General features: G+C 59.5%; 13 protein-coding genes and 1 pseudogene. 9 read left to right on the forward strand and 5 right to left on the reverse strand.

What is annotated here, in order from left to right:
- Positions 1-17 precede the first annotated feature (17 nt).
- Positions 18-689 (reverse strand): TetR/AcrR family transcriptional regulator, encoded by a 672-nt coding sequence (locus J1G34_RS08725; protein WP_065891586.1) that lies wholly within the window; start codon positions 687-689, stop codon positions 18-20.
- A gap of 133 nt (positions 690-822) precedes the next feature.
- Here J1G34_RS08725 and J1G34_RS08730 point away from each other — a divergent pair.
- The 5 genes and pseudogenes from J1G34_RS08730 to J1G34_RS08750 form a co-directional block, all read left to right on the forward strand.
- Positions 823-2,262, forward strand: a pseudogene (locus tag J1G34_RS08730) (coniferyl aldehyde dehydrogenase); the annotation flags it as partial.
- Positions 2,263-2,290: 28 nt separating this feature from the next.
- Positions 2,291-2,836 (forward strand): twin-arginine translocation pathway signal protein, encoded by a 546-nt coding sequence (locus tag J1G34_RS08735; RefSeq protein ID WP_065891588.1) that lies wholly within the window; start codon positions 2,291-2,293, stop codon positions 2,834-2,836.
- 35 nt (positions 2,837-2,871) lie between these two features.
- Positions 2,872-4,467 carry a GMC family oxidoreductase gene (locus J1G34_RS08740; protein ID WP_222993814.1) on the forward strand — a complete coding sequence of 532 codons (1,596 nt, stop codon included), beginning with the start codon at positions 2,872-2,874 and terminating at the stop codon, positions 4,465-4,467.
- Positions 4,468-4,570: 103 nt separating this feature from the next.
- A complete protein-coding gene (coaD, locus tag J1G34_RS08745; protein WP_003234650.1) occupies positions 4,571-5,050 on the forward strand; it encodes a pantetheine-phosphate adenylyltransferase in 480 nt (159 codons plus the stop codon).
- Between the two features lie 101 nt (positions 5,051-5,151).
- Positions 5,152-5,403 carry a YfhL family 4Fe-4S dicluster ferredoxin gene (locus J1G34_RS08750; RefSeq protein ID WP_065885332.1) on the forward strand — a complete coding sequence of 84 codons (252 nt, stop codon included), beginning with the start codon at positions 5,152-5,154 and terminating at the stop codon, positions 5,401-5,403.
- A 139-nt stretch (positions 5,404-5,542) separates the two neighbouring features.
- Here J1G34_RS08750 and mutM read toward each other — a convergent pair whose 3' ends face one another.
- The gene (gene mutM / locus J1G34_RS08755; RefSeq protein ID WP_065885331.1) at positions 5,543-6,355 is read right to left on the reverse strand and encodes a bifunctional DNA-formamidopyrimidine glycosylase/DNA-(apurinic or apyrimidinic site) lyase; all 813 of its coding nucleotides are present in this window, start codon (positions 6,353-6,355) and stop codon (positions 5,543-5,545) included.
- A gap of 21 nt (positions 6,356-6,376) precedes the next feature.
- Complete coding sequence (locus tag J1G34_RS08760) at positions 6,377-7,243, reverse strand: HDOD domain-containing protein (RefSeq protein WP_065896133.1); 867 nt, start codon at positions 7,241-7,243, stop codon at positions 6,377-6,379.
- A 241-nt stretch (positions 7,244-7,484) separates the two neighbouring features.
- On the opposite strand from J1G34_RS08760, the gene J1G34_RS08765 reads away from it, so the two are divergent.
- Together J1G34_RS08765 and J1G34_RS08770 are read left to right on the forward strand one after the other, a co-directional pair.
- A complete protein-coding gene (locus tag J1G34_RS08765; RefSeq protein WP_015886370.1) occupies positions 7,485-8,681 on the forward strand; it encodes a class I SAM-dependent rRNA methyltransferase in 1,197 nt (398 codons plus the stop codon).
- Between the two features lie 218 nt (positions 8,682-8,899).
- Positions 8,900-10,060 (forward strand): MFS transporter, encoded by a 1,161-nt coding sequence (locus tag J1G34_RS08770; protein ID WP_065896132.1) that lies wholly within the window; start codon positions 8,900-8,902, stop codon positions 10,058-10,060.
- Positions 10,061-10,184: 124 nt separating this feature from the next.
- On the opposite strand, the gene J1G34_RS08775 is transcribed toward J1G34_RS08770, so the two are convergent.
- Positions 10,185-10,643 (reverse strand): REP-associated tyrosine transposase, encoded by a 459-nt coding sequence (locus tag J1G34_RS08775; RefSeq protein WP_122462144.1) that lies wholly within the window; start codon positions 10,641-10,643, stop codon positions 10,185-10,187.
- 406 nt (positions 10,644-11,049) lie between these two features.
- On the opposite strand from J1G34_RS08775, the gene ilvD reads away from it, so the two are divergent.
- Positions 11,050-12,891 carry a dihydroxy-acid dehydratase gene (ilvD, locus tag J1G34_RS08780; RefSeq protein WP_065885327.1) on the forward strand — a complete coding sequence of 614 codons (1,842 nt, stop codon included), beginning with the start codon at positions 11,050-11,052 and terminating at the stop codon, positions 12,889-12,891.
- 162 nt (positions 12,892-13,053) lie between these two features.
- Positions 13,054-14,514, forward strand: a complete 1,461-nt coding sequence (locus J1G34_RS08785) for a hypothetical protein (protein WP_222993816.1) — start codon at positions 13,054-13,056, stop codon at positions 14,512-14,514.
- 237 nt (positions 14,515-14,751) lie between these two features.
- Here J1G34_RS08785 and J1G34_RS08790 read toward each other — a convergent pair whose 3' ends face one another.
- Complete coding sequence (locus J1G34_RS08790) at positions 14,752-15,810, reverse strand: haloacid dehalogenase-like hydrolase (protein ID WP_262411757.1); 1,059 nt, start codon at positions 15,808-15,810, stop codon at positions 14,752-14,754.
- Positions 15,811-15,896: the final 86 nt, after the last annotated feature.

The raw sequence follows: 15,896 nt of genomic DNA on the forward strand, positions 1-15,896 counted from the left end.
TACAAAGGGGAAAGGTCCTACTTCACTTCTTCCAGTGCCTGGTTCAATGGCACGTAAAACTCTTTGAACAACGCATCCACCGCGGCTTTGGCCTGGGGCGTGACGAAACCCGCCTCCAACACCAGCACCTGGTATACCCCACGCTTTATCGCTTCGGCGCTCAAATGAGTGGAGTTTTCATTGGTGGTGCACAGGAACCGTACCCAGGAGGTGAGGATAATCCAGGCATTAAGGGTCAGGGCTTCGGTTTGCACCGGGTCCATTGTGAGAATGCCTGCGTCGACAAAGCCCTGGTAGATCGCTCCGCCCTGAATCAGACAGCGCTGGGAAAACCGTCGGTAGCCAGTGGCCAGCTCCGGGTCGCTTTCCAATAAGTGTTCAAGGTCGCGGTGCAGGAAGCGGTAGCGCCACATGCCGGCCAGTACGGCCTGCAGGTAGAAACGCTTGTCTTCCACCCTCATCGCGCGCCCTTGGGGCGGGCGTAGGAAACTGTCCACCAACGCTTCGTATTCGCGGAACAGCACGGCGATGATCGCCTGCTTATTGGGGAAGTGGTAGTACAGGTTGCCCGGGGAAATTTCCATATGGGCGGCGATATGGTTCGTGCTGACACTGCGCTCGCCCTGCTGGTTAAAAAGCTCCAGGCTGGTTTGCACAATGCGCTCGCTGGTCTTTACTCGTGGTGCCATAGGGATCAGCTTCCAAACACGGGATGGGGCATCTTACGGCCTATGCCGGTCAGGTTAAATCCAGATGTTACTGCAATGTTTATTTGACAATTTAGAGCAATGACTCTAAAAATCCAGACAGACCTATAACAATCGGGATCGCGCCATGTCTGCCAACGTTGCCTACCTGCCAGAATCCCAGGCGCTGGATCATCTCCAGGACCTGTTCGAAGCGCAACGTCGCGCCTACGCCGCCAACCCGATGCCGCCGGCCGCACAACGCCGTCAATGGCTCAAGGCCCTGCGCGATGTGCTCAGCAACGAACGCCAGGCGCTGATCAACGCAATCAGCCAGGACTTCAGCCATCGCAGCGCGGACGAAACCCTGTTCGCCGAGCTGATGCCCAGCCTGCAGGGCATTCACTACGCCAGCAAGCACCTCAAAGGTTGGATGAAACCTTCCCGCCGCGCTGTAGGCATTGCCTTTCAACCCGCGTCGGCCAAAGTCATCTACCAGCCGCTGGGTGTAGTGGGCGTCATCGTGCCTTGGAACTACCCGCTGTACCTGGCCGTCGGCCCGCTGGTCGGCGCCTTGGCCGCCGGCAACCGGGTGATGCTCAAGCTCAGCGAGTCCACGCCGGCCACCGGTGAACTGCTCAAGGCATTGCTGGCGAAAATCTTCCCCGAGGACCTGGTGTGCGTGGTGCTCGGCGAAGCCGAAGTCGGCATGGCGTTTTCCACGTTGCGTTTCGATCATCTGCTGTTCACCGGGGCCACCAGCATCGGCAGGCATGTGATGCGTGCGGCCGCCGAACACCTCACGCCGGTCACCCTGGAGCTGGGCGGCAAATCGCCAGCCATCGTCTCCGCCGATGTGCCGCTCAAGGATGCTGCCGAGCGTATCGCCTTCGGCAAGGCGTTGAACGCTGGGCAAACCTGCGTGGCACCCGACTATGTGCTGGTACCGGAGGATCGTGTGGACGGCTTCGTCGAGGCTTACTCCGATGCGATTCGCGGGTTCTATCCGACCCTGACCGACAACCCGGACTACACGGCCATCATCAACGAGCGGCAACTGGCCAGGCTCAATGCCTACGCCAAGGACGCCACTGACAAAGGCGCCACCCTGATTGCGCTGTACGACCAGGGCCAGGCACGGCGCATGCCTCACAGCCTGCTGCTGAATGTGAGTGACGAGATGAAGGTGATGCAGGATGAGATCTTTGGTCCGCTGTTGCCGATCGTGCCCTATCGCGGCATTGATGAGGCCTTCGCCTACATCAACCAGCGCCCGCGTCCACTGGCCCTGTATTACTTCGGCTACAACAAGACCGAACAGAACCGCGTACTCCACGAGACCCACTCCGGCGGCGTGTGCCTGAACGACACCCTGCTGCAGGTGGCCCAGGACGACCTGCCGTTTGGTGGCATCGGCCCCTCCGGCATGGGTCATTACCACGGTCGCGAAGGTTTCCTGACATTCAGCAAGGCCAAGGGCGTACTGGTCAAACAGCGTCTGAACGCGGCGAAGTTGATCTACCCGCCCTACGGGAAATCCATCCAGACGTTGATCCAGAAGCTGTTTATCCGCTGAAACCGCCACCACCGGGACAATAAAGACAATGAATCCCAGCCTGACTGAAACACCTGCGCTGTCGCGGCGCGGCGTCTTGAAAATTGGCCTGTGCGCCAGCGCCTTCCTGGCGACCGCCGGGCTGGGCGCCAGCCTCAGCGGTTGCTCGAGCAGCACGCCGGCCAGCGGTTTTGCAATGTTGCGCGCCAGTGACTTGCCGTTCCTGCGCGCGGTCATCCCGGTGCTGCTGGAAGGCGCCGCCAGCGCGCAGTCCGTCAGCGCCGGGTTGGAAGACACCCTGAAAAAGCTCGACTACAGCCTTCAGCACCTGTCGCCGGAGATGTTCAAGCTCACCCAACAGCTGTTCGACGTGTTGAGCCTGGGCATTACCCGAGGACCGTTGACCGGCATCTGGGGCAGTTGGGAAAACGCCGGCAGCGAGCAGATCCGCAACTTCCTGCACCGCTGGGAAAACAGCTACCTGAACCTGCTGCGCATGGGCCAGGGCTCGCTGCTCAAGCTGGTGATCATGGCCTGGTACTTCCGGCCCGAGTCCTGGGCCCATTGCGGCTACCCCGGCCCGCCGAAGATCTGATCTGCATCCCTCACAATAAAAAAGAGACGACCCTGATGCCCGTACCCGATCTGTTCCGCGACGGCCTGGCCCGCGGCTGGAAAACCCACAATGGCGCCGCCCTCGACAGCGACCTGACCCTGGAAGCCGACGTGGCCATCATCGGCAGCGGCGCCGGTGGCGGCACCACCGCGGAAATTCTCAGCGCCGCCGGCTACAAGGTGCTGTTGATCGAAGAAGGCCCACTCAAGACCAGCAACGATTTCAAGCTGCTGGAAGACGAAGCCTATGCCAGCCTGTACCAGGAAGGGATCGGGCGCATGAGCAAGGACGGTGCGATTACCATCCTGCAGGGCCGGGCAGTGGGCGGCACCACGCTGATCAACTGGACCTCCAGCTTCCGTACCCCCGATGCCACCCTCGCCCACTGGGCCAGCGAATACGCGGTGAAGGGCCATAGCAGCGCCGAAATGGCGCCGTGGTTCGAGACCATGGAACAGCGCCTGGGTATTGCGCCGTGGGCCCTGCCGCCGAACGCCAACAACGACGTGATCCGCAAAGGCTGCGAAAAGCTCGGCTACAGCTGGCACGTGATCCCGCGCAATGTGCGCGGCTGCTTCAACCTGGGTTATTGCGGCATGGGTTGCCCGGTCAACGCCAAGCAGTCGATGCTGGTGACCACCATCCCCGCCACCCTGGACAAAGGCGGCGAGCTGCTCTACCTGGCCCGAGCCGAGCGCCTCAACTACAGCGGCGACACGATCAGCAGCCTGGAATGCGTGGCCATGGACGCACGCTGCGTAGCCCCTACCGGGCGCACGATCAGCGTGAAAGCCAAGCATTACGTACTCTCGGGCGGCGGCATCAACAGCCCGGCACTGCTGATGCGCTCGGACGCGCCCGACCCGCATTCACGGCTGGGCAAGCGCACCTTCCTGCACCTGGTGAATTTCTCCGCCGGGTTGTTCGACGAGGTGATCAATCCGTTCTACGGGGCGCCGCAGTCGATCTATTCCGACCACTTCCAGTGGCAGGACGGCACTACCGGTAAAATGTCCTACAAGCTAGAAGCACCGCCCTTACATCCAGGGCTGGCGAGTACCTTGTTTGGCGGCTACGGGGCGCAGAATGCCTTGGACATGAGCCGATTGCCCCATACCCACGCCATGCTCGCGCTGTTGCGCGACGGGTTTCACCCCGACAGCCCCGGCGGCGCAGTAGAACTGCGCGGTGACGGTACGCCGGTGCTCGACTATCAAGTCTCGCCCTATGCCTGGGACGGCCTGCGCCGGGCCTTTCACAGCATGGCCGAGATTCAGTTCGCGGCGGGCGCCAACTCGGTCAAGCCCCTGCATCACGACGCCCGCTACGTGAACACCTTGGCCGAGGCGCGCAGCGTAATTGACGGGTTGAACCTCCAATTGCATCGGACCACCCTGGGCAGCGCCCATGTGATGGGCGGTTGCGCCATGGGCGAAGACCCGAAAAACGCGGTGGCCGACAGCCTTGGGCGCCACCACCAATTGCGCAACCTGTCGATTCACGACGGCTCGCTGTTTCCCACCAGCATTGGGGCAAATCCCCAGTTGTCGGTGTATGGATTGAGCGCCCAACTGGCGTCAGCCTTGGCCGAACGTCTGAAAACAGCGTGAAAAACCGTTCGATTCACGGCATTTATCTCCATAAGTCGACTTGGCCGACCGGGATGGCTGCGATACCATCCGATTCCCCAACGGACTCCGCCAGGACGACGCGATGAACCGAGTGTTGTACCCAGGTACCTTCGACCCGATTACCAAAGGCCATGGCGATCTGGTCGAACGCGCCTCTCGCCTGTTCGACCATGTGATCATCGCGGTTGCCGCCAGCCCCAAGAAAAACCCGTTGTTTCCCCTGGAGCAACGCGTGGAGCTGGCACGTGAAGTCACCCGGCACCTGCCTAATGTGGAAGTGGTGGGCTTTTCGACACTGCTGGCGCACTTTGCCAAGGAGCAGAACGCCAATGTGTTCCTGCGTGGCCTGCGCGCGGTGTCGGATTTCGAATATGAATTCCAGCTGGCCAACATGAACCGCCAATTGGCGCCGGACGTGGAAAGCCTGTTCCTCACGCCGTCGGAACGTTATTCGTTCATTTCCTCGACGTTAGTGCGCGAAATCGCCGCTTTAGGCGGAGATATCACCAAGTTCGTGCACCCGGCCGTCGCGGATGCGCTCACCCTGCGCTTCAAGAAGTAAGACCGCTCACTCGGCGCCCGCTCGCACTGCGGGCGCCAATGCGGCACAATTGCGCGCATTCGTTTTCAATGCCCTGGCTGACAGCCCTGGCAGGAGTTTTCATGTCCCTGATCATCACCGACGATTGCATCAATTGCGACGTCTGCGAACCCGAGTGCCCGAACGCTGCGATTTCCCAGGGTGAAGAGATCTATGTGATCGATCCCAACCTGTGCACGCAATGTGTCGGCCACTACGACGAACCCCAGTGCCAGCAGGTGTGCCCGGTGGATTGCATTCCGCTGGATGAGGCGCATCCGGAGACTGAAGAGCAGTTGATGGAGAAGTATCGGAAGATTACCGGTAAGGATTGAGGTTCTTTAGCGCCTGTAAAGGCCTCATCGGGGGCAAGCCCCCTCCCACACTTTGATTTGTGAATACATTCAAAATGTGGGAGGGGCGGGGCGACGATTCGACTTGCCCCCGATGGCGATATCAGCCATCACACAGCAATCAGCTCTGACATTTGGGACAAAACACACTCGCCCGCTGCCCCAGCAGCACATTGCGCAACTCGGTCCCGCAGACCTTGCACGCCTCGCCGCCTCGGCCATACACGAACAGTTCCTGCTGGAAATACCCCGGCTGCCCGTCGCCGCCGATAAAATCGCGCAAGGTGGTACCGCCCCGCTCGATCGCTGCAGCCAGCACGCGCTTGATTTCGATCGCCAGCCTCAGGTAACGCGCCCGCGATATACCGCCCGCCGCACGACGCGGATCGATCCCCGCCGCAAACAGCGCTTCGGTCGCATAGATATTGCCCACGCCCACCACCACGGCGTTATCCATGATGAACGGCTTCACCGCCATCGACCGTCCACGGGACTGCTGGAACAAGCGTTCGCCATCAAACAGCGCGGTCAACGGCTCGGGCCCCAGGCGGATCAGCAGCTCGTGGTTGTGCGGGTCCTGGCTCCAGAGCATTGCGCCGAAACGCCGGGGGTCCGTGTAGCGCAGGGCCAGGCCGGATTCCAGCTCGATGTCCACATGTTCATGCTTGGCCGCAGGCATGCCCACTTCCACCAGGCGCAGGTTGCCCGACATGCCCAGGTGGCTGATCAAGGTGCCCACTTCGGCGTTGATCAACAGGTACTTGGCGCGCCGCTCCACCAGCACGATGCGCTGCCCGGACAGGCGCACATCAAGGTCTTCGGGGATCGGCCAGCGCAGGCGACGCTCACGCACCACCACTCGGCTGACGCGCTGGCCCTCCAGGTGAGGGGCAATCCCGCGCCGGGTGGTTTCGACTTCTGGTAACTCAGGCATGTGTACCTCGGGAAGAAAGGCTCAGTGCGCGCCCAGTTCGCGGATCGACAACTTCATGCTTTCGAAGTCGTAGTCCGACAGGCCCACGTAATCGAGCACCAGAGGGCTGATCGCATCCCACTCATGGTCAACGGTCTGGTTGCCCAGCACGCGATAGGACGAACAGATGTGCTCGGCCATTTTCAGGATCGCCAGCAGGTTCTTGAGGACGGGGTTGCGCGACGACTCATCGCTGAAAATCGCCAGGGCGTTGTGGTGATTGGCGATGGCGTCAGTGACATGCTCCGGCAGGCGCCAGGACTTGGCGGTGTAGTAACCCACCACGGCATGGTTAGTGTTGAACGCGTTGTTCTCGGTGTCGACCACGCGGCAATCCGGACCGGCATTGGCGTAGGCCTGCTCCAGCACCGTCATGTAGTTCGGGAACCGCTTGAGCATCAGCGGCACGCCGCAGTCGTGGAACAGGCCCAGGGCATAGGCTTCGTCAACCGTCTGGGAGCCGGTGCGCTTGGCCAGGCTCAGGCACGTCATGGCCACATCCTGGGCCGTGTCCCAGAAGCGGTTGAGCGTGACAATGGTGTCGTCGCTCATCTCGCCCTTGATCGACAGCGCATTGATCAGGTTGATGACCGAGCGGCTGCCCAACAGGTTCACTGCGCGCTGAATCGAGGCGATCTTGTTGCTCAGGCCGTAATACGGCGAGTTGACGATCTTCAGTAATGCGCCGGACAGGCCCGGGTCCTGGGCGATCAACCGGGCGATCACTTCCAAGTCCGGGTCGGGCATGTACTGCTCCATCTGCAAATCCACCATGATTTGCGGCTGGGGCGGTACGCTGATGCCTTGCAGGACCTGCTGGATCTGTTCGGCGGAAAGCTCTTGGGACATAAGTACACACTCTGGGCTAGGTGTGGATTCTACCCTTTAAGCAGCCCGGGCCGACACCCAAATGCCCGATTGAAACTCGATCAAATGCGGGAGGGGGCTTGCCCCCGATTGCGGTATATCAGTGAAAGATGGGCTGACTGACCCACCGCTATCGGGGGCAAGCCCCCTCCCACATGTCCGGCAGCGCCGCCAAGCAATGCACAACACGGTATACTCCCGCTCTTTTTTCCGGAGCGACGTCATGTCCCTGCCAAGCCTGCGTCTCAAAGCCAACGCCGATCGTCGTTTGCGCAACGGCCACCTGTGGGTCTACAGCAACGAAATCGACGTGGCCGCCACCCCACTCCACGGCTTCCAGGCAGGCGACCAGGCTATCCTGGAAGCGGCCGGCGGCAAGACCCTGGGCATCGTGGCCATGAGCCCGAACAACCTGATCTGCGCCCGCCTGCTGTCGCGTGACATCAAGTTGCCGTTGGACAAGTCGCTGCTGGTGCACCGCCTGAACGTCGCCCTGTCCCTGCGCGATCGCCTGTTCGACAAGCCGTTCTACCGCCTGGTCTATGGCGATTCCGACCTGCTGCCGGGCCTGGTGGTCGACCGTTTCGGCGACATCCTGGTCGTGCAGATCGCTTCGGCGACCATGGAAGCCCACAAAGAGGACGTGATCGCTGCCCTGACCCAGGTGCTCAAGCCCAGCGGCATCCTGTTCAAGAACGACTCCGCCGCGCGCGACGCCGAAGGCCTCAACCGCTACGTCGAAACCGTGTTCGGCCTGGTGCCGGAATGGGTGGCGCTGGAAGAAAACGGCGTGAAATTCGAAGCCCCGGTGATCCAGGGCCAGAAAACCGGCTGGTTCTACGACCACCGCATGAACCGCGCACGCCTGGCGCCGTATGCCAAAGGCAAGCGCGTGCTCGACCTGTACAGCTACATCGGCGGCTGGGGCGTGCAAGCCGCCGCTTTCGGCGCCAGTGAAGTGTTCTGCGTCGACGCGTCGGCCTTCGCCCTCGACGGCGTGGAGCGCAACGCCGCGCTCAACGGCGTGGCCGAGAAGATGACCTGCATCGAAGGCGACGTCTTCGAAGCGTTGAAAGAACTGAAAGCCAGCGAAGAACGCTTCGACGTGATCGTCGCCGACCCACCGGCCTTCATCAAACGCAAAAAAGACATGAAAAACGGCGAAGGCGCCTACCGCCGCCTGAACGAGCAAGCCATGCGCCTGCTCAGCAAGGACGGCATCCTCGTCAGCGCCTCGTGCTCCATGCACCTGCCCGAAGACGACCTGCAGAACATCCTGCTCACCAGCGCCCGCCACCTGGACCGTAATATCCAGATGCTCGAACGCGGCGGCCAGGGCCCGGACCACCCGGTGCACCCGGCGATTGTCGAAACGCGGTATATCAAGAGCATTACGTGCCGGTTGTTGCCCAATAGCTGACGCCGACCACCTTGTAGGAGCGAGCTTGCTCGCGAAAAACCCGAGAACGCCGCGGAGTATCAAATACCCCGCGTTATCGTTGACGCTCTTCGCGAGCAAGCTCGCTCCTACAGTGATGGCTCACACCATTAAAGGAAATGGCTCACAGCACTTCTGATTGAATTCCATTTTTCGCAGGCTAGTATCGGTTTCTGGTTTTACTCCGGAAAACAAAAACAATGTCTGGGCCCACGCTCTCCCGCTTCACCCTCATCACCTGCATTTCCCTGATTAGCTTCTTCCCGATCAATATCCTGCTCCCGTCGTTCCCTGCCCTGTCTGCCCAATTCGACACGCCCAGCGCAGACATCGCGCTGTCCATCAGCCTGTTCACCCTGGTGTTTTCGATCTCGCAACTGATCGCCGGCCCATTGTCGGATAAATGGGGGCGCAAGGAAGTCCTGCTCGGGTGCATCCTGCTTTCCATCCTCGGCGCGATAGGCTGTGCATGGGCACCGGACTACCTGACGTTCCTATTGTTTCGCACAGTGCAAGCCATGGGCTGTGGTTTCTTTGTGCTGGGCCATGCGCTGGTGGAAGACCTGTTCGACGAGCAAGACCGCGCCCGCGTTCGTCTGTATTACATGACCTTGAGTGGCTCGTTCGTCGCGCTGTCGCCGCTGATCGGCTCCTGGCTGCAAACCACGTTCGACTGGCAAGGCAGCTTCTACGGCTTCGCGCTGATGGCTACGGGCATGTTGATCCATGCGCAGTGCATCCTGCCCACCAAATCCGCCAGTACGCATCGAGCACCGGTGTCCATCGTCGGCACACTCAAGGCCGTCGCCGCCAACCACGATTTCCTGCGCTACTGGTGGATTGCAGCGTTGGTGTTCGCCTGCTACTTCGCCTTGATCAGTGTGACACCGCTGATCTTCATGGATGCGCTGAAACTCTCTGAATACGAGTACGCGCTCGTGTTAATGGTGTACGGCGTCGCCTATCTGCTGGGTGGCCTGGTGGCTTCCTACCTGCAGAAACGCATCCCGCTGTCACGGCAGATCAATATCGGCCTCGGCTTGTTGCTCGGCGCCGGTGTGTTGTTGACGCTGATCGTCAGCCTGCAAGCCATCACCAGCGTGACCCTGCTGATACCGATGCTGATCAGCGCCCTGGCCGTGACCTTGGTGCGCCCGGCCGCCATTTCGGCGGCGATGTTGCTGTTTTCAAGCAGCGCGGGGACGGCGGCATCAGCGGGTAACAGCATCATGTTCCTCACCGCCGCCGTCAGCAGCGCCGCCCTCGCGCAAACCGGTGCCCATTTACTGATGACCATTGCTGTCAGCTTCATTGTTTTGAGCCTGTGGGGTTGGCTGACGAATGCCAGGATCCATCGCTGACGCCTTCCCCTTGTAGGAGCGAGCTTGCTCGCGAAGAACGAATAGACGCCACGGGCTACCTGATAGCGCTGCGTTATCGTTGACGTTCTTCGCGAGCAAGCTCGCTCCTACAGGTAGAGGTGCCTTATAGCCAGATGGCGTCCCATAGCGGGTATTGGCCAATGTGCTCGACCAAGCCCGTGCGCAGTGGGTTTGCGACGATGTAGCGAGCCATTGCCTTCAAGTCCTCCTCACGACGCAGCGCCCTGTCGAAATAGCCTTTTTGCCAAAGCACTCCGAAGGACTGTCTTGCCTTATTGACTGCACGGGCACTTCGCGATTTGGTTCGCTGCATGAGCCTGGGCAAATCGCCGTTGTGCAACTCCACCAGCCAGTGGAAATGGTCGGGCATGACCACCCAGGCCAGTGACGTTGCATCTCCATCTTCCTGAGCCTTTCTGAATTCGCGGACCAGCAAGCGACCGATAAGCCAGTCTTGAAAAATGCGTTGCCGTTGATGGGTGACAGCCGTTAGCAAGTAGATACGGCCCGACTCTGAATAGCGCCCCTTGCGCAGCCGATAAGCATTTTGCTGAGTGGACATTCCTTCGTCCTCTTCTGTGATTGGAAGAGAAACCGTAGGAGCTGAAGCGCCAATCAGCCCTCAAACAATTGTTCTGGATATGTCCGTCCTTGTAGGAGCGAGCTTGCTCGCGAAAAACAAATAGACGCCACCGGCTACCTGATAGCGCCGCGTTATCGTTGACGATCTTCACGAGCAAGCTCGCTCCTACAGGTAGACGCCCATTCCCTCCAGCCGCCAGCGGTGTAGAATCGGCCCTATTCATCGCCAGTCATCCCCCGGCGGGTTTATGAGCTCGAGGCCCAAGCACGCGGCGATCCCGCGACGCGAGTGGCAACTTCCGGACACACGGCCATTTTCTGAGTGTTCCAGACGTCAATAGAAGCTCACTCCCCTTTGATACCGATTAGCCGCCCGGAGTGCTCCAATGCCTGATTACCGCTCGAAAACATCCACCCACGGCCGCAACATGGCCGGCGCGCGCGCATTGTGGCGTGCCACGGGGATGAAAGATGACGACTTCAAGAAGCCGATCATCGCGATTGCCAACTCGTTTACCCAGTTCGTACCCGGCCATGTCCACCTCAAGGACCTGGGTCAATTGGTCGCCCGCGAGATCGAACGCGCCGGCGGCGTGGCCAAGGAATTCAATACCATCGCCGTGGATGACGGCATTGCCATGGGCCATGACGGCATGCTGTATTCGCTGCCGAGCCGCGAGATCATCGCCGACTCCGTGGAGTACATGGTCAACGCCCACTGCGCCGACGCCATTGTGTGCATCTCCAACTGCGACAAGATCACCCCCGGCATGCTGATGGCCGCCCTGCGCCTGAACATCCCGGTTATCTTCGTCTCCGGCGGCCCGATGGAAGCCGGCAAGACCAAGCTTGCCTCCCATGGCCTGGACCTGGTCGACGCCATGGTCATCGCCGCCGATTCCAGCGCGTCTGACGAGAAAGTCGCCGAATACGAGCGCAGCGCCTGCCCGACCTGCGGTTCGTGCTCCGGCATGTTCACCGCCAACTCGATGAACTGCCTGGTGGAAGCCCTGGGCCTGGCCTTGCCGGGCAACGGTTCCACACTGGCCACCCACAGCGACCGCGAGCAGCTGTTCCTGCAGGCCGGCCGCACCATCGTCGAGCTGTGCAAGCGTTACTACACCGAGAATGATGAGTCGGTGTTGCCGCGCAATATCGCCAACTTCAAGGCGTTCGAAAACGCCATGACCCTGGACATCGCCATGGGCGGTTCCACCAACACCATCCTGCATTTGCTGGCCGCCGCCCAGGAAGCCGAGATCGACTTCGACCTGCGCGACATCGACCGCCTGTCACGCCACGTGCCGCAGCTGTGCAAGGTCGCGCCGAACATCCAGAAGTACCACATGGAAGACGTGCACCGTGCGGGCGGGATCTTCTCGATCCTCGGCTCCCTGGCCCGTGGCGGCCTGTTGCACACTGACCTGCCGACCGTGCACAGCAAATCCCTGGCCGAAGGCATCGCCAAGTGGGACATCACCCAGACTGACGACGAAGCGGTGCATCACTTCTTCAAGGCCGGCCCGGCGGGTATCCCGACCCAGACCGCGTTCAGCCAGTCGACCCGTTGGGACACCCTGGACGACGACCGTGAAAACGGCTGCATCCGCAGCGTCGAGCACGCCTACTCGCAAGAAGGCGGCCTGGCCGTGCTGTACGGCAACATCGCCCTCGACGGTTGCGTGGTGAAAACCGCCGGTGTGGATGAATCCATCCACGTCTTCGAAGGCCGCGCCAAGATCTACGAAAGCCAGGACAGCTCGGTTCGCGGCATCCTCGCCGACGAAGTGAAAGAAGGCGACATCGTGATCATCCGCTACGAAGGCCCCAAAGGCGGCCCGGGTATGCAGGAGATGCTCTACCCGACGTCCTACCTGAAATCCAAAGGCCTGGGCAAAGCCTGCGCGTTGCTGACCGACGGCCGTTTCTCCGGCGGTACTTCGGGCCTGTCCATCGGCCACGCTTCGCCGGAAGCCGCTGCCGGTGGCGCGATTGGCCTGGTGCAGGATGGCGACAAGGTGCTGATCGACATCCCGAACCGCTCGATCAACCTGTTGGTCAGCGATGAAGAACTGGCGGCGCGCCGGGTCGAGCAGGACAAGAAGGGCTGGAAACCGGTGGAGAAACGTCCACGCAAGGTGACCACCGCGTTGAAGGCGTATGCCCTGCTGGCGACCAGCGCCGACAAGGGCGCCGTGCGTAACAAGGCGATGCTGGATGGGCTGTAAGTCTAATCTGCCTTCGCTCTATCGCTGCCCCTGAAAAATGCCCCGTACCCACGGGGCATTTTTTTACCCCGCCTGACGCGCCGCGTCCCTTGCACTGCCATCTGGAACCCTTTTACCGAATCGTCCACCAAGCGAGACGATCGATTAACCAAAGGGTGTGCGATGAAAATATCGGACGGCGTTCCTCCAGCAGAATTTCGGGCCCAGGACTACGCCCCCTCTGCACCTCAGCGCTCTGAAAACAGCACCAGGCGTTTACGTCCTGACGAAATGGCCAACACCTTGCTCGGCAAAACCATAAGCCCTGAAACTGCGTTTCGGATGAGGGAAATGGTCACGGTGGACAGCCGAGGTATGATCACTAAAGTTCAACCCAGGCACTTGTCCAGCAGCAACTTTACAGACATCTCCAATTCAATCACTGCGCCACTGACTCAGCGACCACAGCCTGCGCAAGAGCTGATAAGGACGCCCAAGGAAGTGCTGTTGGCGTTGACCCTTGCGATTGCAGAGTCGGAACTGGATACCTCGATCAAAACGCCCATCATCGAGCGCCTTAAAGTAAGCTGGCTGGATAACAGGAGTTCAAGAGACATTACGCAAACCCTTATAACGCAGCTTCAGCGCGACCTGTCATTCGAACCGGAAAAAAACCAGGCGTTGCTGTCGAGAATAGAGGAGATGTCAAATACCCTGGAAAAGGAATTTTATATTACCAAACGCAATGACAATTACTATGGACGGCTTTTCGACACTGCGTTTTCAGAATATGTAATTAATAATCCCACGGTAGAATCGCACCACATCAACGAATTGCTGACGCAAAAACTTCTAACGGACTTCAATAGTTACTCACCTGCCATGCAACTCGCGCTGTGCGCGGAAATCCATCAGAGGATGCGCGACGACCCACCCGGGTGGCGCGAACAGATCAAGGAAACTCAAGAATTCCTGCGAGCTTTCGATACGCAGAATTTTACCGCCATGCTGCAAAGTCGCCACCCCTATGCGATTCCACTGACCTTGTCGCTGGCAGTGAAATATATGTTGGTGGCCCCGAATTTACGGCCACTGGCGGAGGTGGCAACGCAGCACTATATCGATGTCATCGAGAACCAGCGAGAGCGGATTGAATCTCTTGAAAACAGCAACTTTCGCAGCGACCGATACGGGCTATTGCTACCTTATCAGTCAGCACCACAGCAACCGACCCGCCTGCTGGGCACCAAGGGCATCAGGCCGATTGACTGCTACCAACTTACCACACAGAAAATAACTCCACACAATCGAGCCGCGCTGCACGCTGAGCGTGCAATAGGCACCGGCATGTCCGGCAGCACCAACGTGTTGAACTACTTATTTAAAAGTCTGATCGAGGAAGGCAAGGTATTTTCCATGGAGCATGCGAAAACCCTGACGGCGGCCTATCTCACCTTCAGCGGAGGCCACTCGCTTAACGAAGCCTATACGGTGTTTTCGTATAACGATCAAAAAAACTTCACGCCTTTATTATTCAATCAACTGGCAGGTGCGGACCAATATAACGCCGACGCAGTAGAATACGCTTATCAAAGAGTGCTTGATGCCTGCAAATTGTTGAACACTTCACGCTCTGGGCATTGATTTTATAGATACTTTTTAAATACCCAACACTGAATTGCCTGAAAAATCAGGAAAGGGCGTAAACCGCCGTCTGTAGGAGCGAGCTTGCTCGCGAAAAACGTCAACGATAACGCGCGCTTCCTGAATGAACGCGGTGCCTATGAGTTTTTCGCGAGCAAGAGCTAGGCGCCCCCCTCGTTCCTACAAAAAGCGTTATTAGCGCAAGCTCCCTCTCACATTTTTACTGCATCCAGCCTGTTACTGAATGTCTTCCGGCTTGACGATCACCCAGTTCTTGTCCGCCGTCACCGGCAACCCTTCCTTGGCCTGCGCCGCCGCATGCTTGGCGATCATGCCATTAAGCTGGGTCATGTATTTGTCCTTGCGGTTGACCCACAAGTGAATGCCGCCCTTGGCCACATCCACGTCATGAAACAGCATGTATCCATCGCTGGTTGGCGTGTCGCCGCCGACGATCACCGGTTTTTTCCATTCGTCGATATAGGTGAGGATCGCCGCGTGCTTGCCGGCCATCCAGGTGGCCGGAGTCCACAGGTAAGGCGTCAGCTCCAGGCCGAGGTTGGCCTTCTCGTCATACTTGCCGGCGGCAATCTGTTTGCGCGCGGTGGTCAGTTCGCCTGTGTTGCGGTCCTTGAGCAGGGTGGTCACGCCGATCACATTCTCGGGTTTGACGTTGTAGCCATACTTCGGATCGGCGGCGACCATGCGCACCAGTTCCTCGGAGGCGGCGGTCATCACGTACACCTCGATGCCGTTTTCCATCAGCTTGTTGTACAACTCGGCCTGGCCGGTGAAGACTTTCGGTGGCTGCACCTCGGACTTTTTCACCGTATCGCCTTCGAAATAGCTGACGGGAACGGGTTTGCCGGAGGCCATCAACTCGTCGACCTGGACCTTGAGTTCCTTGAGCGTAAACCCGGCAAACACCTGGGCCACCCACGGGTAACACACCATGTCGTCCACTTCGCAGAGGCGATAGTAGTAACTGAACAGGCTTTCCTTATGGTCGGCGGTGTCTTTGAACGGCATCAGCTTGAGCGACGGATCAAGGCTGTCGCGGGTGATCAGGCCCTTGTTTTCCATGTACGGCAGCAAGGACTCTTCAAGGTCGTAGCGGTAGCTGGTGTTGTCCATGTCGAACACCGCGAAGTTACCCTTGTTGGCGTTGGCGGCGATCATCTCGTTCAACTGTTTGGCGGCAGGCGCCGGCCAGTGTTTCAACTCGGTGGCGGCAAATACCTGGCTGGCGAGTCCGAGGCAAAGCGCGGCGGCAAGCAATTTCGGCGCGAGCTTCATAAGCGTTTCTTCCTGAGTGAAAAACATCGACGCTAACAAATCCCTGTGACAGTTCCCGTGTCGAGCCCGACCGTGTGCATCCTGAT

This window comes from Pseudomonas sp. Wu6, assembly GCF_019891515.1.
GTDB lineage: Bacteria > Pseudomonadota > Gammaproteobacteria > Pseudomonadales > Pseudomonadaceae > Aquipseudomonas > Aquipseudomonas orientalis_A.